This is a genomic window from Flagellimonas alvinocaridis, from assembly GCF_965248585.1.
GTDB lineage: Bacteria > Bacteroidota > Bacteroidia > Flavobacteriales > Flavobacteriaceae > Flagellimonas > Flagellimonas alvinocaridis.
In genome coordinates, this window is record NZ_OZ252111.1 from 1,334,060 (window position 1) to 1,354,450 (window position 20,391).

Annotated in this window: 18 protein-coding genes; 8 read left to right on the forward strand and 10 right to left on the reverse strand. The window is 42.5% G+C overall.

Going from position 1 to position 20,391, the window contains the following annotated elements:
- Position 1: 1 nt before the first annotated feature.
- From ACP14V_RS06060 to ACP14V_RS06090, 7 genes are all read right to left on the reverse strand, one after another.
- Entirely contained in the window at positions 2-1,204 is a 1,203-nt protein-coding gene (locus ACP14V_RS06060) for a C40 family peptidase (RefSeq protein WP_272609768.1), read from the reverse strand.
- A 62-nt stretch (positions 1,205-1,266) separates the two neighbouring features.
- Positions 1,267-2,316 carry a pyridoxal phosphate-dependent aminotransferase family protein gene (locus ACP14V_RS06065; protein ID WP_272609769.1) on the reverse strand — a complete coding sequence of 350 codons (1,050 nt, stop codon included), beginning with the start codon at positions 2,314-2,316 and terminating at the stop codon, positions 1,267-1,269.
- Positions 2,316-3,326, reverse strand: coding sequence for a dipeptide epimerase (locus tag ACP14V_RS06070; protein WP_272609770.1), 1,011 nt, complete (start codon positions 3,324-3,326; stop codon positions 2,316-2,318). Before ACP14V_RS06070 ends, ACP14V_RS06065 begins: the two co-directional genes overlap by 1 nt.
- Before the next feature lie 107 nt (positions 3,327-3,433).
- Entirely contained in the window at positions 3,434-4,156 is a 723-nt protein-coding gene (locus tag ACP14V_RS06075) for a head GIN domain-containing protein (RefSeq protein WP_272609771.1), read from the reverse strand.
- A gap of 135 nt (positions 4,157-4,291) precedes the next feature.
- Positions 4,292-6,034 carry a PspC domain-containing protein gene (locus ACP14V_RS06080; protein WP_272609772.1) on the reverse strand — a complete coding sequence of 581 codons (1,743 nt, stop codon included), beginning with the start codon at positions 6,032-6,034 and terminating at the stop codon, positions 4,292-4,294.
- Positions 6,035-6,043: 9 nt separating this feature from the next.
- A complete protein-coding gene (locus ACP14V_RS06085) occupies positions 6,044-6,373 on the reverse strand; it encodes a PadR family transcriptional regulator (protein WP_272609773.1) in 330 nt (109 codons plus the stop codon).
- Positions 6,374-6,522: 149 nt separating this feature from the next.
- Positions 6,523-7,005 carry a DUF4870 domain-containing protein gene (locus ACP14V_RS06090; protein WP_272609774.1) on the reverse strand — a complete coding sequence of 161 codons (483 nt, stop codon included), beginning with the start codon at positions 7,003-7,005 and terminating at the stop codon, positions 6,523-6,525.
- A 169-nt stretch (positions 7,006-7,174) separates the two neighbouring features.
- Between ACP14V_RS06090 and ACP14V_RS06095 the strand changes: the two genes are divergently transcribed.
- The 3 genes from ACP14V_RS06095 to ACP14V_RS06105 all read left to right on the forward strand — a co-directional run bounded on the left by ACP14V_RS06095 (position 7,175) and on the right by ACP14V_RS06105 (position 9,281).
- Positions 7,175-7,630: a DUF4442 domain-containing protein gene (locus ACP14V_RS06095; protein WP_272609775.1), complete on the forward strand. Its 456-nt coding sequence runs from the start codon at positions 7,175-7,177 to the stop codon at positions 7,628-7,630.
- A 62-nt stretch (positions 7,631-7,692) separates the two neighbouring features.
- Positions 7,693-8,493, forward strand: a complete 801-nt coding sequence (locus ACP14V_RS06100; RefSeq protein WP_136566078.1) for a TIGR00266 family protein — start codon at positions 7,693-7,695, stop codon at positions 8,491-8,493.
- A 134-nt stretch (positions 8,494-8,627) separates the two neighbouring features.
- Positions 8,628-9,281: a DUF2461 domain-containing protein gene (locus ACP14V_RS06105; RefSeq protein WP_272609776.1), complete on the forward strand. Its 654-nt coding sequence runs from the start codon at positions 8,628-8,630 to the stop codon at positions 9,279-9,281.
- On the opposite strand, the gene ACP14V_RS06110 is transcribed toward ACP14V_RS06105, so the two are convergent.
- The gene (locus ACP14V_RS06110; RefSeq protein ID WP_272609777.1) at positions 9,278-10,855 is read right to left on the reverse strand and encodes a M81 family metallopeptidase; all 1,578 of its coding nucleotides are present in this window, start codon (positions 10,853-10,855) and stop codon (positions 9,278-9,280) included. The genes ACP14V_RS06105 and ACP14V_RS06110 overlap by 4 nt on opposite strands.
- A 136-nt stretch (positions 10,856-10,991) precedes the next feature.
- Between ACP14V_RS06110 and ACP14V_RS06115 the strand changes: the two genes are divergently transcribed.
- Entirely contained in the window at positions 10,992-11,579 is a 588-nt protein-coding gene (locus ACP14V_RS06115; protein ID WP_272609778.1) for an NUDIX domain-containing protein, read from the forward strand.
- Here the strand turns inward: ACP14V_RS06115 and ACP14V_RS06120 are convergent.
- Complete coding sequence (locus ACP14V_RS06120; RefSeq protein WP_272609779.1) at positions 11,569-12,840, reverse strand: D-alanyl-D-alanine carboxypeptidase; 1,272 nt, start codon at positions 12,838-12,840, stop codon at positions 11,569-11,571. The two genes, ACP14V_RS06115 and ACP14V_RS06120, sit on opposite strands and share 11 nt — an antisense overlap.
- Positions 12,841-12,960: 120 nt before the next feature.
- On the opposite strand from ACP14V_RS06120, the gene ACP14V_RS06125 reads away from it, so the two are divergent.
- Entirely contained in the window at positions 12,961-13,158 is a 198-nt protein-coding gene (locus ACP14V_RS06125; RefSeq protein ID WP_136566083.1) for a hypothetical protein, read from the forward strand.
- A gap of 32 nt (positions 13,159-13,190) precedes the next feature.
- On the opposite strand, the gene ACP14V_RS06130 is transcribed toward ACP14V_RS06125, so the two are convergent.
- A complete protein-coding gene (locus tag ACP14V_RS06130) occupies positions 13,191-14,132 on the reverse strand; it encodes a hydrogen peroxide-inducible genes activator (RefSeq protein ID WP_272609780.1) in 942 nt (313 codons plus the stop codon).
- A 164-nt stretch (positions 14,133-14,296) separates the two neighbouring features.
- On the opposite strand from ACP14V_RS06130, the gene ACP14V_RS06135 reads away from it, so the two are divergent.
- From ACP14V_RS06135 to ACP14V_RS06145, 3 genes are all read left to right on the forward strand, one after another.
- Positions 14,297-16,135 (forward strand): sigma 54-interacting transcriptional regulator, encoded by a 1,839-nt coding sequence (locus tag ACP14V_RS06135; RefSeq protein WP_272609781.1) that lies wholly within the window; start codon positions 14,297-14,299, stop codon positions 16,133-16,135.
- Positions 16,136-16,312: 177 nt separating this feature from the next.
- Positions 16,313-16,864 carry an OsmC family protein gene (locus ACP14V_RS06140; RefSeq protein ID WP_272609782.1) on the forward strand — a complete coding sequence of 184 codons (552 nt, stop codon included), beginning with the start codon at positions 16,313-16,315 and terminating at the stop codon, positions 16,862-16,864.
- Positions 16,865-16,941: 77 nt separating this feature from the next.
- Positions 16,942-20,391 carry a 4Fe-4S binding protein gene (locus tag ACP14V_RS06145; RefSeq protein ID WP_272609783.1) on the forward strand — a complete coding sequence of 1,150 codons (3,450 nt, stop codon included), beginning with the start codon at positions 16,942-16,944 and terminating at the stop codon, positions 20,389-20,391.

The window sequence follows — 20,391 nt, forward strand, 5'->3', positions numbered from 1 at the left end:
CTCAGAAAATGTCTTGCTCCGTTAAGTACAGAATTCCCTCGTCCTTTTGGTTTAAAATGCGCTTACTTCTTAGGTATCTGTTATGGTTGAACTCATCGTAATTTTCCGCATCCTTGTCCATGCTGCTGATATGCACATCGCCAGCCGAATGTATAAATTCATTGTTTCCGAGCCACATACCCACGTGGGTCGCTTTTTCTTGGGTGGTATCGGTGGCCTTTCTTCCAAAAAAGAGTAAATCTCCTGGAACCAATTTTTCAAAATCACCGGTTTCATCAACCAAAACTCCTTCGTGTATCTGTTGGGAAGCATCACGCGGTAAAATCATCCCGTTCATAAAAAACACGGTTTTGGTGAAACCACTGCAATCCACACCTTTGGCCGAAGTTCCTCCCCATAAGTAGGGTAGCCCTAGCATTCTCTTGGAAGTTGCTACCAAAGCTTCTTTGGTAAAGGGAAGTTGTGATTTCCATTCGTTGTATGGTACCCCTTCAGATTTAGCAATAAATGCTTTTTTTCCATCTGGGTACATCACTTCAAAAAAATCGCCCTGTTCAGAGACCAATTGTAAAATGTTCCCAAAAACCAAATCCGATACCACTTGGGCATTCTGGGTTTTATCCGAATAAGAGTTGCCAAAGGTTTGCGTATAGATCAATTTCTCCGAATTTTTCCAAGCCTTGGATTGTTCTTGGTCCATGAGGGCCACTCCTCCGCCATCTACCCAACCCAAATATTGGTCTGGCGTTTGTATACGGTACCAGCTCCCTTGTTTTTGAAAAACTTTTACCGGTGTTCCCATGGTAGCTTGCGTAACCATTTCCGCAGCATGTGAGGCTTTGCCCCTTAAATTGGCCACCGAAACTCTGATGACCCCCTGTATATGGCCTTCAAGGGTTTTTGAGGGAAGGACTTCAATACTGTCCACATAGGTGATTTGTTGCGATTTAAGATCCTCTTTTAGAGATTCCAAGGCTTTTGGTAGATTGGTCTCACCTTTTATAACATATCCGATACTTGTTGATTTGGCCTCTATATCAAAAATAGCCACCCGTTTATCAGGAACATGTGCGTTGGTTACGGAGGAAATAATGGACTCGATGGCTGTGTTATCTGCAGGGGCATCTGTTTTGCAGGATAGGATTAAGGTTGAAACAAGTAATAAAAGGAAAAACCCTCTATTGTGATAAAAGAAATAGTTCATGATCTTTATTTAATTATTTAGTTTGACCCATTGATGGACGGGGAATAATTGGCAAAACATACCTACGGTTTAAAACTGTTCAAGCAGGTTATAAGTTTTTGTACATCTTCCTTGCTATGGTAGGCACTCAAGACAATTCTACTGATTATAGGTCCATTTTCATCAGGATAATTGAAATTCGTGAAAATAAAACCATGGTCCTTTAAAAATTGAGCCAGCGATGGGTTACAGAACTCAAAAGTAGGGTGGCCGGCCAAATGGCTGAACGGTGTTGAAAAAGTATAGCTGTCCTCAAACATTTTTAAATGCTCCATCACTATATTCCTTCGCTCATTATATATGGTCCTTGCTTCCATAAGCGTACCCATAAATGCTGGGGAGGTTGGACTGGCTGCTCCAAAAAAAGCAGTATTTCCAAACATTTCAATGGTGCTTTTAGTACCAAATATGGCTCCCGATTGGATTCCCAAACCTTTTCCCAAAGAACAACAGACGATAAGCTGAAAGGGGTTTAATTGTTTCAACATGGCATAGCAGCCACTTCCTTCATTTCCCACAAGACCTATACCGTGAGAATCATCTCCTACCAAAATAACTTTGTCCATTGGAAGCCCTAGCAGTGTTTCAAAATTCGGGAATTGTCCTCCTGAAAAATCAATGGTATCAAAAAGAATGACAGGGGCAGGGCCAAGCCGTTGTCCCAGACTTTTGGAAACCTGATCCTGCAAATCTTCAACACTATTGGTCATAATAATTTTATCGGTCAAAAGTGCTGTATGGGCGTTTGGCGCAGCAATAACCGAGTGCCCCTTTTGTAATAGGGTTTGTACCACCAATTGGGCAGCCAAATATCCCGACGATAGAGTTATGCAGTCCTCACTATCTACCCAATTCCCTAAAAAATCCTCGGCCTTACGGTATACTTCCAACCTTACATTGGATTTTCGGGATGCTCCATAATGTAGACCATACTGTTGCACGTTCTTTAAAAATAGCTCAATAAAAGGGGGATGGGACTGCAGCCCCAAATATGAAGTGCCACCAAAATAGAGATATTCTTTATCGTCAACAACTATAGTCCGGTCGGGTATACGATCAAGTGGTAGGGCCATTACAACAATTGTATTCCGCTACCGGGTAGCTCGGGGAAAATGAGTTTGCCATCCTCCAGAATTTGTACGCCTTGCGCAATGTCTTCTTTTAATAGTAGAGGGCCATCCATATCCACATAATCCAGTTGCGGAAGCAGTTGTGCTATGGCCGATATCCCCACTGTGGACTCTGTCATACAACCAACCATTACTTTTAATCCCAGTTCTTTGGCTTTTTGGATCATGCGTCGGGCGGGGGTCAGGCCACCACATTTTGTCAATTTTATGTTGATGCCATCAAAGTAGCCACCACAATTTTCAACATCGCTTTCCACAATACAACTTTCATCGGCAATGACAGGAAGAACACATTCCTTTTTTACTTTTTCCATGCCTTCCCAATCATCTGCCTTTAGCGGTTGTTCCAAAAACTCTACCCCTAAATCTTTTAAGAGGGGAGCATTTTTCAAAGTTTCTTCGGCGGTCCATGCGCAATTGGCATCGATTCGGAAAATACTATCGGTGTGTTGGCGCAGTTCCCTCACAATGGCAACATCATCCGAAGTGCCCAACTTTATTTTGTAGACAGGCCATGGTTTTTCCTGTAGTTTTTCAACCATTTTGGGAATGGTGTCAATGCCAATGGTGTAGTTGGTGATAGGATAGTATGACGTATTGGTGCCCCAAATTTCATATAAAGGTTTTCCTTGTAATTTTCCATACAGATCATTGGCCGCCAAATCCATGGCACATAGGGTGAAGTTTTGCAGCCCTAGGCTTTTTAGAAATGTATGGAAGTTCTCGGGTGTATCAAAATCGTAGGTTTCTATGTTGTTTTGAACCGCTTCAATTTCAGTCTTCATGCTTTCCACGGTAATCTTGTAATAGGGGTTGGAAGTGGCTTCACCATATCCTGTTTTCCCATTGAGCGTAAGACAGACGATCATGGTGTCTTGGGTCACATGGGTTTCTCTTGATATCCCAAAAGGGTGTTGCAATTGCAACACATATTTCTTGATTTCAATATGCATTTATACAAAAGTTTTAGACCTGCTAAGATAACCACATAAGATGTTTTAAAAGCAAAAACCCGCTGAAGTTTCAGCGGGTTTTCCAGATTTTGGATGGTTTGGTCTGGTTAGTATTTGTGTACACTCCCTGAGACCGATTTTTTTGTCTGTACACTGGCCTCACCCGTGTACGATATATCTGCACCGCTACTGGCATCTGCAACCAATGATTCGGTTACGTTTACCGAAATGTCGGAGCCACTACTGGCATCTGCATTGCATCTTTTGGTGATCAGTTCCTTGGCTTTAATGTCTGCACCACTACTGGCATTTGCATAAAGTACATCTGATTTTCCAGAAATTTGAATATCTGCACCGCTGCTGGCTTCGGCAGAGACTTCTTCGGCAACAAGCTCTACTTGCAGGTCAGACCCACTACTGGCTTCCAACTCGATTTTTTTGCTTTCAACGACATTTTGAACAATCAGGTCTGCACCGCTGGAACTTTCCAAAGCCGTAATTTCAGGAAGGGACACATATATTTTTTTAGTGGCCCTGCCAATGTTTTCAATGGTATGTATTTTCAATCTACCATCTCTAACGTCTGTGGCGATCAGGTCAATGATATTTTCATCCGCTTCTACAGAGATTTTAAAATCTCTATCCTGGGTAACGTATACATCCAAACCTTCTGATGCGGAGATCATGGTAAAGTCTTCAGATACGTTTCGGGTCTCTTCCACCACTTGGCCGTTTCCTTTTTTACCGCTTCCAAAGTTGATGTCCATCATACATGAGGATGCAAATAAGGAAAAAAGTGCTGAGATTGCTAATCTTGCTAGTGTAGTCATGGTTGTTGTTTTTTGCCCCAGTTCAGGGACTGTTCGTGATTTGATTGATGATTGTACTTATTTATTTCAGTGTAAAACTCGTATTTGCTTTCCATTTGGGGTAGGAAAGCTTACCCAACTGTTAAAAAGAATTGCTCAATTGTTATTTTTCTCACCGGCCTTCACTTTAATGCCATCCTCATCAATTTTCATTTCAAAGGAATCGTGCTTATCCTTAATGTCGATGTTCACCCCATCTTCATTAATGATGATTTTGCCCCCCTCTTCATTTTCATCAGGGTTTTCTTCATCATCATCTTCTGGACAATCTTGGCACTTGAGCTCCCCATCGCTGCCCATGACCCAAGTATACCCCACAATACTGCTTCGGTAATATTCTTTGTCATTTTCTATACCACGTCCAATATGGCCATGGGTAGATTCTCTAAAGAACACGGTTTTGCCTTCCGGAACGTAAATAGTGACCGTAACCTCTTGATTTCTGGCCTTGTTGGAAACATCGGTGGTTAAATGTTCGTCCAAGATTATTTGGTTTCCGATGATTTCATAGCCAAAGTTGACATTTTTGGCCCTGTCCCTGGCCGCCCGTACGGAGCTTCCTTGGGAATCTTTACGGATATTGATTTTCACCTGTTCATCATCTGACCTACGGATTTTAATATCCACCTCGTCAGAAATCAGTATTCTGTTGTCGTCCTGATCATATGTAAAGGTCATACGCCCAAAGTGTACATCTTCCATACCATATTGGTATCCTGTATCTTTCATGCTGATGAATAAAGTGTCCGTGGGATTTTCCATCACCATTACACGATCTTCATGAACACTCCCCACATTGGCAAATTCGGCTGCTTGGCGAACTCCCAAAGCAAACAGGGAGCCTACGGCAATCAACCAAAGCCCTAAAAGTGAGAACTTTGCTATGTTACCGATAGATTTCAGATTGTTCACCAAAATCTTCAGTCCCAAGTAAAGGATAAAGAAGAATGGGATGCCAATAGCAAAGAACAGCAACAAGGAAACTACCCAAACTGGAGCCCCGGTGGTGTTCACGATTTCGTAGAAATCCACTCCAGGAAAGTTTACTGCGTTGAACATGCCTACCGTAAAGAGAGCCACAAATAATCCGATTAAAGTGGATGCACCGATGATGATCAACAAAATACCTATGAACTTGCCAAATACTTTGAACAGGAACATGATAATGTCACCAATAGCATCGAAAAAGGTCTTGGAGCTGCTTTTGACCTTGTTGCCCACTTTCTCGTAGTCAACATTTTTTACCTTGTCGGCAACATCACCAAACCCCTCTTTAACCTTGCGTTCTATATTGCTGATGTTGACAGGCTCTCCCCGCATATCCAATTTTTGCGAGGTTGTGGCAGCTTCGGGCACCAAAATCCAAAGAAGGATGTAGGCGATTAATCCAAAACCGGTGAATACTGCCAAAAGGATAAAGATCAACCGAATCCATAGCGCATCAAAGCCTAAATAGTGTTCCAGACCGGCACAGACCCCACCAATGTATTTTTCATCGATGTCCCTATATAGTTTTTTGGAACGGGTGGTGGTGCGCTCGTAGGTCTTTTTGGGTTCATCCTCAAAAATATCCTCGTCCACCATATAGTCTTCGGGTTGCCCCATGACATTGATCACCTCATCCACTTGTTTTTGGGTAATGACCTGTCTTTCATTTTCCATTTTCTCCAAAAAGAGCTCGGCAATCCGCGCTTCAATATCGGCTATGATCTCATCGCTTCCGGGAGTTCCGGCAAACGACCGTTTTATGGACTCGAGATAGCGTCCTAGCTTGTTATACGCATCATCGTCTATGTGGAAGAGCGTATTGGCCAAATTTATATTTACTGTCTTGTTCATTTTAGATTCTTATTTAGTGTTGGTTACCAAATTCACTGCGCTTCTTAGTTCGTCCCAAGTACCGTTGAGTTCTTTGAGGAACAAACGGCCCGTTTCTGTTAGGGCGTAATATTTCCGTGGAGGTCCCGATGTGGACTCTTCCCAACGATAGTTGAGCAGCCCAGCATTTTTCAACCTCGTCAACAAAGGGTAAATGGTCCCTTCCACTACCAGCATCTTGGCGTCTTTCAAGGCCTCTAGAATTTCCGATGCATACTTGTCATCATCCTTTAGGATGGACAGGATACAGTATTCCAGAACCCCCTTGCGCATCTGTGCTTTTGTGTTTTCTATGTTCATAACTTCATGGTTCTATTAAATTAACTGTTCGCTTTTGTTTCCACTCCAGTCCCCTGTGATGAGCAGGGGAGTGGAAACGGTTTTTGATTGATGATTGATTGATGAATTGTTCGTTTTTTGATTGATGATTAAACTCCTTTTTTTTTTGACTATTTGATGAATTTTATAGTGAAAGGATACTTAAAATATTCTCCTTCGTTGGTTCTAATAGTGGCCAGGATAGAATACACGATGTTCACCAAAGCCAATCCCACTTGGATTACTCCACTGATACCTGCAGGCCAAAACAACCGTCCAAGCCTAAAGTTGTCACTGTCTATATGGATATTCAGGTTGTTGAGGTCACTCAATCTATGGATGCCCAAAAAGTCCCAATCGAACAAATCTGGCAAAGCACCAATAAAAAAGGGAATGCTTATCAGACCAGCGACAATAGAGTAGAGGAGCATGCTCATCTGAAAATTGAGCGCTTGCTTACCGTTGTAGTCCACAAATTCATGCTCTTTCTTATTGGCGGTCCACAAGATCAAAGGAAGTATAAAGTTCCCAAAGGGAATAAAGTACTTTGAAAAGGTGGATGCGTGTATGATCGCAGATAAATTTCGTTCGTGTTTGGTTAATGTTGCAGCCATTTTTGATTGATGATTTTTGATATACAAATTGGTTTACCTATTAGCTTACGATGCAAATATATATCCAAAAGATGGTACTATGCAAAACAAAGTACTATAAATTAACATTTTTTTAACAATGTAAAATCATTTCAAATTTGATTATTTTTAGGCTTCCTAAATTAATGGTATGGCACTGACACCCAGTAAAATCAACACATTTACCTTCTTTAAGCTCCCCTCTGCATGGTGGACGGGAATTCGATTGACATATATAGATGAGCAGAAGGCAATGACCACTGTAAAACATCGGTGGATCAATCAAAATCCATTTAAATCCATGTTTTGGGCCGTGCAAGGTATGGCGGCAGAGCTTAGCACTGGGGCCTTGGTCATGAACGAAATCCAAAAAAGTGGTGAAAAAATCTCCATGCTTGTGGCCAATAACAAGGCCGTTTTTACCAAAAAGGCCACGGGACGCATCACTTTTACGTGCGAGGAGGGTCATTTGATTGCCGATGCCATCCAAAAAACGATAGCTACTGGAGAGGGGCAGACCTGTTGGATGAAATCGGTGGGCGTGAATGCTGATGGGGTGGAAGTCTCCACCTTTCACTTTGAGTGGACGGTGAAGTTGAAAAGTTGAGTTCTTTTTGTAACAAATTGTTTAGGTCTTCAACATATAGTTAGAAATTAAAACAATAGAAAATGAACGCACACGAAATAGACTATCACATTTACGGGGAAGAAATGCAATATGTAGAGATTGAACTCGACCCCCAAGAAGCTGTTGTGGCCGAGGCCGGCAGTTTTATGATGATGGATTCCGATATTAAAATGGAGACCATTTTTGGAGATGGTTCCAACCAAGACTCTGGAGTTTTGGGCAAATTGTTCTCCGCAGGAAAACGTTTGCTCACCGGGGAAAGCCTTTTTATGACAGCTTTCCTGAACGTTGGGCAAGGTAAAAAACAGGTAAGCTTTGCTTCTCCTTACCCTGGCAAAATCGTGCCTATTGATCTTTCCGAAAAAGGAGGAAAATTTATCTGTCAAAAAGATGCATTTCTGTGTGCGGCAAAAGGAGTTTCCGTAGGTATTGAGTTTTCGAAACGTCTGGGTAGAGGACTTTTTGGAGGAGAAGGTTTTATCATGCAAAAATTGGAAGGTGATGGAATGGCCTTCGTGCACGCAGGAGGTACCATGGCCAAAAAAGTCTTGGGTCCGGGTGAGATTTTAAGGGTAGATACCGGTTGTATTGTTGGTTTTTCACAAACGGTGGATTATAATATTGAGTTTGTGGGCGGAATAAAGAATACCGTTTTTGGTGGTGAGGGACTGTTCTTTGCTACCTTACAAGGTCCAGGAACAGTATATATTCAATCATTGCCTTTTAGCAGATTGGCCAGTAGGGTATGGGCCGCTGCTCCCAAAGGAGGTGGGAAGGATAAAGGGGAAGGAAGCCTATTGGGCGGTCTGGGGGATTTGCTGGACGGGGACAATAGGTTTTAATTTTTAGGAGTTTGGGCTCAAGGCTCAGTGATTAAATTATATGTCATTTCGAGCGTAGTCGAGAAATCTTTTTTTAGATGTCTAATGTCTGATGTCCGAATAACGGTTAAGCGTATTTTTCCTATGTTCGTAGCATGAACTTTACAGACCTGTTCCACTTTCTGGAAGAACTCCAACAAAACAACAACAAAGAATGGATGGATGCCAATCGGAAATGGTACAAATCCCTCCGGAGTGATTTTGTCGTTTGGTTGGATGATATGGATTTGACCATGGCCCAACTGCATTCCGATTATTATCCCACTCCAGGGAAAAAGGGCATCAACCGAATCAACAATAATCTCATGTTCCATCCCAACAAGCCCGTGTACAAGGACCATTTTGGCGCAGGACTTGACAAAGCACCCCATTCTGCTGATTTTTACATCGAAATTGGATTAAAGCACTGCATGTTGGCCGGAGGGTTTTGGCGACCCGAACCCAAGACACTTCGCAGTATTCGTGATGGGATAGATTACAATGGAGAGGAACTACAGGCCCTATTGGACAAACCTTCTTTCAAAAAACTGTTTGGTGGTCTGTACGAAGATGAAAAACTGACCAATGCCCCAAAAGGATTTTCCAATGACCATCCGCACATCCACTTATTGCGGAACAAGACGTTTGCGGTTGTTCATGAGTTGAGAAGAGAAGAAGTCTATCAAGAAAACTTTAAAGGGAAAATTGTGGAAGTATATAAGGAAATGCTCCCGTTTCGGCAGTACTTGAATAAAACGGTAACTGTTTAATCCAGTTGGTCCGAAGCTTTAATCAATCTGGCCGAAAGGTCAGGCAGGTCCATATTTTCATCATAAGGGAACATGGGACGGATGATTCTTTTATGTCCCAAACGTTCCAAATCTTGGTCTACACCACCGGGCGTCAAGGCCATGATCCAATCGCCCCGCATATTGTACAGCTCGGGAACCAAATACCCAATTTTGACGACTACAATATCCGTTTCCCTTGGATTTAATCCCAGTTCAGTAAAGTCGGATTCATTATGATAGGGTTTTCTTTTTTTGGTTACAATTACGTTGGCATTGCCCACTTTTACCACCACCTCGGTTTCGGCATGGACATCACCTTGTTTTATGGCCATGACCTCTCCGGTCAGAAGTAAAGGAGGGGCATACCGATTATCGATTTGCGCACCGACCGATGCACTCACGGTTCCGCCTATGCCTACTTTTATTGCTTCCTCAATCAGTTCCGGTCCAGGAATGGAAGCGTAAATAAGGGTTTTTCCATTTTCTTTGTGGAACTCTTCTCTTTGTAACAATTCGGTCAAGGTCCAGCTAACATCCCCGGCACCACCTGCTGTGGGATTGTCTCCCATATCACTGATCATAAAGGGTTTTTTGTCACTGGCTAGGGCAAGTTCCAAAGCTTCTTCGTAAGGTTTGGTGGGGGCCACAAATTCAAACTCTTTTCGAACTTCCCAGAAACTCTGGGCCAATTGTTCGGCACCCGTGCTTACTTTTTGCTTATCGTCGCCAGTCACCATTACCACAGCATGGTTTCTAGGTTCATCGGCCCACGCATACCCGATCCAAATAGCAGCATCAATGACACCATCTTGATTGGCAACCCCAGGCACTTTTGCATAGAGACTTTTTCCAGGTTCAACACGGGTACTTGTTTTTTCTCCAGGCAACAAAATGGGTACGGGAATCCAAGCTTTGTATTTTGGTTTTCCTTTACCGTTTTCGAGGCGCGAAACTAAGTTTTCCACAGCACGCTTTTTGGATTCCATAGCATCTTCATGGGGTGCCATACGATAGCAGGTGATTAAATCAGTATGTTGGGCCAAACGTTTGGAGACATTTCCGTGCAAATCCATGGATGTGGATATGAGTGCATCCGCACCCACAACCGCACGTATACGTTGGATGAGGTCACCTTCTGGATCATCCATGCCCACAACACTCATAGCGCCATGGATATCAAAAAATAATCCATCATAAGGTTTGTTCTCCTCCAACATTTTGAGTGTTTTTGTCACCAAGGATTCATAACCTTCCCGTGTTACCGTACCTCCCGGCAAAGATTTGCCCACTAAAGTAGGAATCCATTCTGCCCGTGCGCGGTTTAGGGAATCTGTGTTCAAGAATGGGTAGCGATCAAAGATGGAGTCCCCAATTTTGGCATGAAAAGCTTCCTCATGGGTCAATGCAGGAGAAAAGGTGCTGGATTCAATTCCCAATCCGGCAATGGCAATTCGGGGGAGTTTTTTGTCATTTTCCCTTCCTTTTTTGGGATTCCCATTACAACTGAGCAATAGAAAAAGAGAAAGGTAAAAAAAGGAAGCTATTGGGCGCATGGGATAAATGAATTTAGGTTGATGGTTCTATACATTCCAAAGATATTAATATAATGTTATCCCTTTGGGAAATGTAATAACACAGCATAGGCTTTTATAGATAAAGTGTATTTTTATTGTTTAATCCTTTCTTATATTGAAAAGCAGGAACATCAGGAACATCAGTAGGGAATTGCTCTCGGACAATTGGTACACTTTGGAAAAAGTGACTTTTGAATATTTGCGTGACGATGGTGAATGGGAGACACAGGTTCGCGAGGCCTATGATCGTGGCAATGGTGCGGTTATCTTACTGTACAACGCTCAAAAAGGAAAAGTGGTACTTACACGGCAGTTCCGTATGCCCACCTACTTGAATGGGAATGAAGATGGGATGATGATCGAAGCTTGTGCTGGACTTTTGGAGAAGGGCAATGCCGAGGAGACCATTAAAATGGAAGTGGAAGAGGAGACAGGATATAAGATAGACAAGGTGAAAAAAATATTTGAATCGTATATGTCCCCAGGGTCGGTCACTGAGATACTATACTTTTTTATTGGGCAGTATACAGACGCCATGAAAGTGAGTGAAGGTGGTGGGGCCGAGGACGAAACTGAAAACATAGAAGTTTTGGAAATGGATTTCGATAAGGCCCTGCGTAAGGTGGAAACAGGTGAAATCAAGGATGCCAAAACCATAATGTTGCTCCAATATGCGCAAATACACAATTTGCTCAATACCTAAGATATAACTCCTTTAAGGTGTTGTACATGGTTTTTCGAATTTCCTTGGAAGAAATTTTAAAATGATTGTTCATGAAACTAAAGATGAGCAATTTTCCTGATTTTGTCTTTACATAACCACTCAAGTTGTAATTGTTTCCAAACGACCCGGATTTCGCATATAAGAAAGGCTCTGTTGTGGGATCTTGCCATTCTTTTACCGTACTGGATGGTCCCCACATGGGTACAATCCCGAACAAACGTTCTTCAGGAACCTCACGGTGTAATTTTTCAAGTATTTCAACAAAGGAACGGGGTGTAAAAAGATTATATCTGGATAAACCTGAACCATCTACCCATCTGGGCTTTTGACTTAAATCGCTATAATCGTTCTCGAACATATGTTCTATGGCCACTTTGGTGCCTAATGTATCCGAAACGGTTGAAGAGGCAGCCACCAGCAATTGTTCGGCTAAAAAATTATCGCTTTTGAACAGCATTTGCTTAAAAATGGAATCGGTCTCCATGCCATAAAGCGTTTGTTTAGGCACATCTGGAAAGTAGTCCACTAGCGTAATTTCCTTTCCCAATGCAATTTCCAATAGTTGTTTGGTAAGCTTTTTACTAGTCATATAAGGAACTTCCAAAGTGTCTGTTTCCGAAGGGCTGATAAAAAATTCATTGGCAAATTCAGTTCGTCTTTTTGGAGCTTCAGCCACAATTACATTTTTGGAAAAATAAGACGGAGAAACGCTCAAACTGTCCGCAATGGAAAGAGTGACCACATTTGCATATAAGGGAATCGGCCCTTTTTCTGGTGAAAAATAGGTGTCATAGTCTTCCCAAGCCCAACCGGGTCCGTATCTGTCTTCTTCAATATTCCCGAGATAAAGAGCAATGCTCCCTTGTTTTTTTAGCCAATTAATAGCTGTAGTGTCTTTTAAATGGGGGTGCAACCATGAGGGGTCTCCGGTTCCTTCCACAAAAAGGGTATCGTTGGCAACAGCATATTTTAGGGTTGGGATGTTTTTCGGAAGCATTTTAACCCCTGTATAAAAAGTAACGAGCTTGGTGTTGCTGGCAGGAAGAAAATAACGATCCCCATTTACATCATAAATAGTCTTTTCGGTTTTAGCATCAATCACAACCAAACCATGAAACGAGTTTTCAAGAAGTTCAATTTTTAAATTGGCATTGATGCTTTTCTTTATGGAAGTACATCCGGTAAGCCAGATAAAGCAGAGTAAAATACTATATATCAGTGGTTTGAAATTTAGATGCATAAGGTCATTTATCGAATTTAACACGAATTTATCCAATTTTTAACTGGGGGTGGAGTTATTCAATTAAGATTTTTTCTAAATTAGTTGTGCAACCATTTAATCCAATTTAATCAAAATTCAATGCCCAGAGCTATGTTAGATTACACCAAAACAATCCTACAAAAGGTCAGTTTTGATGCCAAACTCTTCGCGAAAGAATTGAAGAAAGCTGTTTCAAGGCTATTGCCAAGTGAAATAGAAGAACTTAAAATCTGGTTACAATTCTATATTTTGGATAAACCAGAATTACAACCCACACTATTATTGTTAAAAGCATAATCTAAAACAAGGGCCGCTGAAAAGCGGCCCTTTTAGTTTTTGGCCAAGGGACTAATGATTTTTACATCCTGAAAGGCGATGGCTCCGCGAACGATACCCGAAATGACTTCTTTCAAAGCATCGGTAATCTGTATCTTAAGCTCGCTTTTGTGGTAGATCAGACTAATTTCCCGTGCAGGGGATGGGCTTTTGAAAGGCTTTAAATTTTGTTTTTTGGCAGCATCCAATTGAACAGTGTTCAGGTAGGGGAGCAAGGTCATGCCCATGCCTTCATCTGACAAACTCACCAAGGTTTCAAAACTACCGCTTTCAATTTTGAACGTTTCGCCACCTATGTTCTTGGAGGCCTTACATAAATTAATGACCCCATCCCTAAAACAATGCCCATCCTGAAGAAGAAGCACATCATTCACATCAAGATGCTCTGTTGAGAGGAGTTGCTCTTGTGATAATCTATGGTTTTGGGGCACATACCCAACGAACGGCTCATAATAAAGAGGCCGTTCTTTGATAAACTCAATTTCTAGCGGGGTAGCAGCAATCCCAGCATCTAAATGGCCATCCAAAATATTTCGTATCATGACATCTGTGGGCTGTTCTTTGATGATAAGGTTTACCTTGGGATATTTTTTAATGAAAGTGTTCAGGAACATGGGGAGCAGAGTAGGCATTACCGTTGGGATGATTCCCAACGTATAATCCCCGCCTATATATCCTTTGTCCTGGTCCACAATGTCTTTGATGCGTTCCGCTTCGGCAACAATATTTTTGGCTTGGTCCACTATTTTTTTACCTACGGCAGTAATTGAAATAGGTTTTTTGCTGCGATCAAAGATTAGAACACCCAGTTCATCCTCCAATTTTTGTACCTGCATGCTCAAAGTGGGCTGGGTAACATAACTTTTCTCTGCGGCCAATGTAAAATTCTTGTGTTCTGCAACAGCAAGTACATACTGAAGTTGGGTAATGGTCATCAATTATAAATTTGAAGCATAAAAGTATAAAAAACCATCAGTTTAATTTATGGTAGACCTAGATATGTTTCTTTTATGAAATTGAAATAAGCGATTTTGATCAAGCTTGTTTTATGTTGCAAATCCCTATATTTATTTCATCTATAACCTCTTGTAACCGTACAATGACCTCGGCACGACTCATGGATTTGGTGAATTTTTTAAAGGAAGTCCCGTTCTTTTCCGAAGTGGACAAGGTGTCGTTGTTACAGTTGTGCAAAAATGGGTTGGAGGAACAATACCCAATCAATAGGACTATTATAAGAAAAGGGGAGCTGGGGGATGCCATGTATGTTATTTTGGAAGGTCATGTTAGGGTGCATGATAAAGACCATATATATGGAAAGCTCCACAAGGGCGAATGTTTTGGCGAATATGCCTTAATTGACAGCAAACCGCGATCAGTATCGGTCACAGCGGAAGAAGAAACCATTCTATTAAAAATAGAGACCACTCATTTTCAGGAATTGATGGATTCTAACAGTGGATTTGTAAAAGGAATCATGTCCGTTCTAATCAAAAGACACAGGGAGCTCGATAGGGTCCAAGAGCGTTTGGCCTCATCAAAGAAGGAATTGGAATTGGCGAATTCCAAAATGATAGGTTTGATTGATGGAGCTATGGATGCCATTCTGATGTTCGATGCCAATTTTAGGATATTCTTGGCCAACGACTCTGCAAAAAAGCTATTGGAAAATGATGATGTGGACCAGCGGAACGTTCTTTTCTTTTTAGATGAGGAATCGGCCCACCTCTTGGAATCCATCTGCCAGAATGGGGCGGAAGGCTCAAACATCTATTTGCCCAGGATGGTAAAGATTATTGGGTCCAATGGAAAGGAAACCCACAATGAGGGTACATTGAGCCATTATGGAAACGATACTGATACATTTTACACATTGATTCTTCGGAATATGGAGGATCGGTTGTTGGCCGAAAATAAAATCACCTCCCTGGAAAGTCAGACTGAGTATTTGCAGGAAGAGATCAAGGAGTTGACCCATGACCACGGAATTATTGCGGAACACAGTTCCATGATAAAAGTGTTGGAGCTCATTCAACAAGTAGCCCAAACCCAAGCTACGGTATTGGTGCATGGCGAAACAGGTACAGGAAAGGAATTGGTGGCCCGGGCCATTCATGAAGCCAGCGCCAGGAGCAATGGCCCTCTGATTCGGATAAATTGTGGGGCCATTCCGGCCAATTTGATAGAGAGCGAGCTTTTTGGACACGAAAAAGGTGCTTTTACAGGGGCGACCAATAGCAGAAAGGGCCGCTTTTTATTGGCGGATAAGGGCACCATTTTTCTGGATGAGATTGGAGAACTTCCGTTGGATCTCCAACCCAAGTTGTTGCGGGTGATCCAAGAGGGGGAGTTTGATCCTGTGGGAAGCTCAACGACCATAAAGGTGAATGTGCGTATCATCGCTGCTACCCATCGGGATTTGTTGAAACTGTCCAAGGAAGGTAAGTTTAGGGAAGATCTGTTCTACCGCTTGAACGTATTTCCGATTGAAATTCCCGCTTTGCGGGATAGGGGAAGGGATGTTTGTTTGATTGCCGATGATATGATCGAATACTTTTCCAAGAAAATGGGTAGAAAAATCAAACCGCTGACCGCAGCACAGCAGCAATTGTTTTTGAAATATGGATGGACTGGAAATGTTCGTGAACTTCAAAACCTTATCGAAAGGGCTGTTATTGTTTCCCAAAACGGTGGGATAGATTGGTCAGAAATCATACCAAATTCCAATCCTTCACAGGAGATGACGCCAAAGACCAAGAGCGAACACATTTATACTTCCCAAGAATTGATACAGCTGGAAAAGCAGAATATTTTAAACGCCCTAAAGAAATCCCAATGGAAGATTTCCGGGAAAAATGGCGCCGCAGCGCTTCTGGGACTGCGTCCCACCACACTTACCTCCAGAATAAAGGCGCTGGGAATCTCCAGACCGGTCTAAATTGACGAAATCTCGTAAATCTACTAACGAAATCTCATAAATCAACGAAATTTCGTAAGCATTGATCTTTGTATTCTTGTATGTAAGTAATTGATTTTTAAGTTATTATATTTTTTGGCACGGCAAATGCATCTACTAAGGCAAATGTTAATCAATTAATCTTAAAAATCTAAAAACATGATTACAACAGCAAACATTAAGAACGGAGTAAACGTAGATCAACTAGTAGACACGATCAACGCAGTACAAGAAACCCCAGAATTGGCCAAGTTCGAGTTCAGAGCCAAAAACAACTGGATCGAAGGAGGTCATTGTGTGACCAGTATCCAAGATTACTATGGTGTAGGGCAGGAGCATCCAACCAGAAAAGGAGACTTTACCTTGGAGGCCGACCACGTTGAGGTACTTTTGGGCAAGGATCAAGCACCTAACCCAGCAGAAATCATTTTGCACGCTTTAGGTTCCTGTTTAACTGGTGCAATGGCCTATCATGCTGCTGCCAACGGTATTGACATTGAAGGTATGGAAAGTACCTTGAGTGGTGAAGCTGATCTTCACGGATTCTTGGGTCTTGACCCAGAAGTACGCAAAGGATACAAGGGTATCACTGTGAAATTCAAAGTGAAGTCCGATGCTTCCGAAGAGCAATTGAGAGCTTTGTCACAATTCTCTCCCGTATTCGATATGATAACCAACCCAACTCCGGTTACCATCGAGTTCGAAAAGTAAGATCAATTAAAAATAAGCCGCCTAAAAATGAGCGGCTTATTTTTTTATCCAACTAGCAAATTTTTTACCTCGCTCCCATGCAAAACCAGAAATACAGTATCGTAAATGGAAATCAGGCCGTAGCACATGTGGCCTATCGTACCAATGAGGTATTTCCCATTTATCCCATTACTCCATCTTCGGAAATGTCTGAACTGGTAGAGGAATGGAGCGCCCATCAACACGAAAATATTTTTGGCAATGTTCCTTCGGTTTATGAAATGCAAAGCGAAGCCGGTGTGGCAGGGGCCATGCACGGTGCCTTGCAGACAGGATCATTGACCTCCACCTTTACGGCATCACAAGGATTGCTTTTGATGATGCCCAACATGTACAAAATAGCGGGTGAACTTAGCCCAAATGTGATCCATGTGGCCACAAGATCTGTGGCAACACATGCCTTATCCGTTTTTGGCGACCATAGCGATGTCATGGCTGTTCGCAATACCGGATATGCCTTATTGGGTTCGGCCTCGGTTCAGGAAGCCATGGATTTTGCACTGATTACCCAAGCGGCATCCTTGGCATCAAGAATCCCTTTTGTGCATTTTTTTGATGGTTTTAGAACTTCGCATGAAGTTTCCAAAATAGAGAAGGTATCCGATACTGTTATCGGACAGATGATGGATGTCGAAACCATACAAGCCCACAAAGACAAGGCGTTGAATCCCAATGCTCCCGTGATTAGGGGAACCTCCCAAGCTCCCGATGTGTTTTTTCAAAGTCGGGAAGCGGTGAATACCTATTACAATGCCTGCCCGAAAATCGTGCAGCAAAAAATGAACGAATTTGCCCAGCTTACCGGAAGGCAGTACCACATTTTTGAGTATGTGGGACATCCCCAAGCAGAACAGGTGATCATTGCCATGGCCTCAGGTACCGAGACTATTGAAACCACTATAGGTCAACTAAATGCCCAAGGTGAAAAAATTGGACTGGTAAAAGTACGATTGTATCGACCTTTCAGTGTGGAGCACTTTATCAAAAGCCTACCGGAGACATGCAAGGCCATTGCCGTTTTGGACCGTACCAAAGAACCTGCTTCCGTAGGGGAACCTTTGTATTTGGATGTGACCCAAGCTTTGGTGCAAAACCAAGCAAACGGTTTCCTTCCTAAGATCATTGGAGGTAGGTATGGGTTGGGTTCCAAGGAATTTACACCCACTATGGTCAAATCCATCATCTGCAATTTAAAGCAAGAAGTGCCGAAGAATAATTTTACGGTAGGCATTTCGGACGATGTGACCCATTTGAGCCTTCCCAAAGCTGAAATGGAGGTTACCATTCCCTTTGGTGGTCAGGCCTTGTTTTATTCGATTAAAAATCCAAAAACTTCAGAGCAGTTTAAGAATCTTTTGCAGTATGTGGGAAATACGGAGGGCAATTTTGTGCAAGGCTATGAGGAGTGTGACTATAGAAAATCAAGCTCTCGAAATGTGGCCCACTTTCGGGTCTCCAATTCGCCCATAAAAGCACCTTTTTTGGTGTCCCATGCGGATTTTGTGGCCTGTGAAAATCTTCAATTTCTTGAAAAAGACTCTGTCTTGGAGCGTGTAGCCTTTCAAGGGGTGGTCGTGGTGCTATCCGAAGACCAGCCCACTGAAGTGTGGAATGCACTTTCCGGGGAAACCCAAAAGACCATTCAAAAGAAGAAGGTAAGGTTCTATGCGGTCAACAGTGAGAAACTATCGGAATATATAAAGAATAGTGGCGAAAACATTTCCGTTTTGCATGCCAGCTATTTGATGATGGGCAATCCTGTTTCCAACCATCAAATCTTTTCCGTAAGGCGTGAAGAAATTAAAAGAGTGGATACGTCATCCATAGATCAACATGTCGAACGGGAATTGAAGGAGGATGAAGACTTTGCCCAAACACTTTTAGGCCGACTTTTGTCTGGAAAGGGGGACGAAGCCTTAGTGAGTCTACTCCCTGTGGATGGAACCTATCCAACGGGAACCTCAGTATATAATGACAGGGAACTGGCCAAAGAACTCCCCAGTTGGAACACGGATCAGTGTATACAGTGTGGCGCTTGCAGTATGGCATGTCCGTCTGGGGCCCTTCGCATAAAAGCCTATGATGGTAAAATATTGGATGAGGCTCCATCTGGCTGGAAATCTACCAAAATGTTGTTCGATATGGAAGGTTTCAACTTGTTGGACTACACCATTCAGGTAAATCCTGATCAGTGTACGGGTTGTCATAACTGTGTGGATGCTTGTCCAGCAAAAGCTCTGGTAATGAACAATAGCAAACCCAATTTAGAAAGAAAAAAGAAGCATTGGGACTATTTTTCTGCCATACCCGAGATGGATAGGGATAAGATTGATGTCTCCGAAGTAGGGCAGCAACAACTCCAAGAACCCTTGTTTAAGTACCCGTTGGGGGAGGATGGCTGTGGACAGGCTCCTTACTTAAAATTAATGTCGCAATTGTTTGGTGATCGTTTGTTGGTGGCCAATGCCACTGGAGCGAGCTCTATTTTTGGAGGTGCGCTTCCGACTACCCCGTGGAGCAAAACCAAAGAGGGCAAGGGACCAGCTTGGTCCAACTCCTTGTTTGAAGACAATGCCGAATTTGGTTTGGGTTTTAGGTTGTCTTTGGACCAGCAGGCAATGAAAGCCAGAAGAGGGCTTCAGAGGCTTTCGGGATTTATTGGAGACCGATTGATTCGGGATATTTTAAATGCCAGGCAAACCACCGAGGGTGAAATCAACCAGCAAAGAAATCGTATTGAACAATTGAAGGCTGTACTGAAGAAAGTGCAAATGCCCAAAGCACAACAGTTATTACAGGATGTGGATAGTCTGGTAAAGAAGAGTGTATGGATTGTTGGTGGTGATGGTTGGGCCTATGACATTGGTTATGGCGGATTAGATCATGTGTTGGCATCCGGAAAGAACGTAAACATTTTGGTGTTGGACAACGAGGTATATTCCAATACGGGCGGACAGATGTCAAAGGCCACTCCTTTTGGGGCAACTGCAAAATATGCGGCAAAAGGCAAACAGAAACAAAAAAAGGATTTAGGATTCTTGGCCATGCAGTATGACGATGTCTATGTGGCCTCCGTGGCCATTGGGGCAGACCAAGAACAAACCTTACAAGCCTTCTTGGAAGCTGAAAAACATGACGGACCATCCATCATCATTGCCTATTGCCATAGTCCGGCTCATGGTATTGATATGAAGTATCCGTCAAAATACCACAAAGCGGCAGTAGCATCAGGACAATGGTTGTTGTATCGTAATGACCCAAATAGAAAAATGAAGGGACAGGAGCCGATGCAATTGGATTCGGCTAGACCCCATATTCTTGTGGAGGACTATTTAGGTATGGAAAAACGGTTTAAAACGATTTTGGAAAATGAACCTGGTGAAGTAGCTGAATCAATCCAGTATATTCAACAAACTATTGATAAGCGGTTTCAGCAGTATTCAGCCTTGACTTATTCGAAGGAACCTGAATATGTGGGTCAAATATGA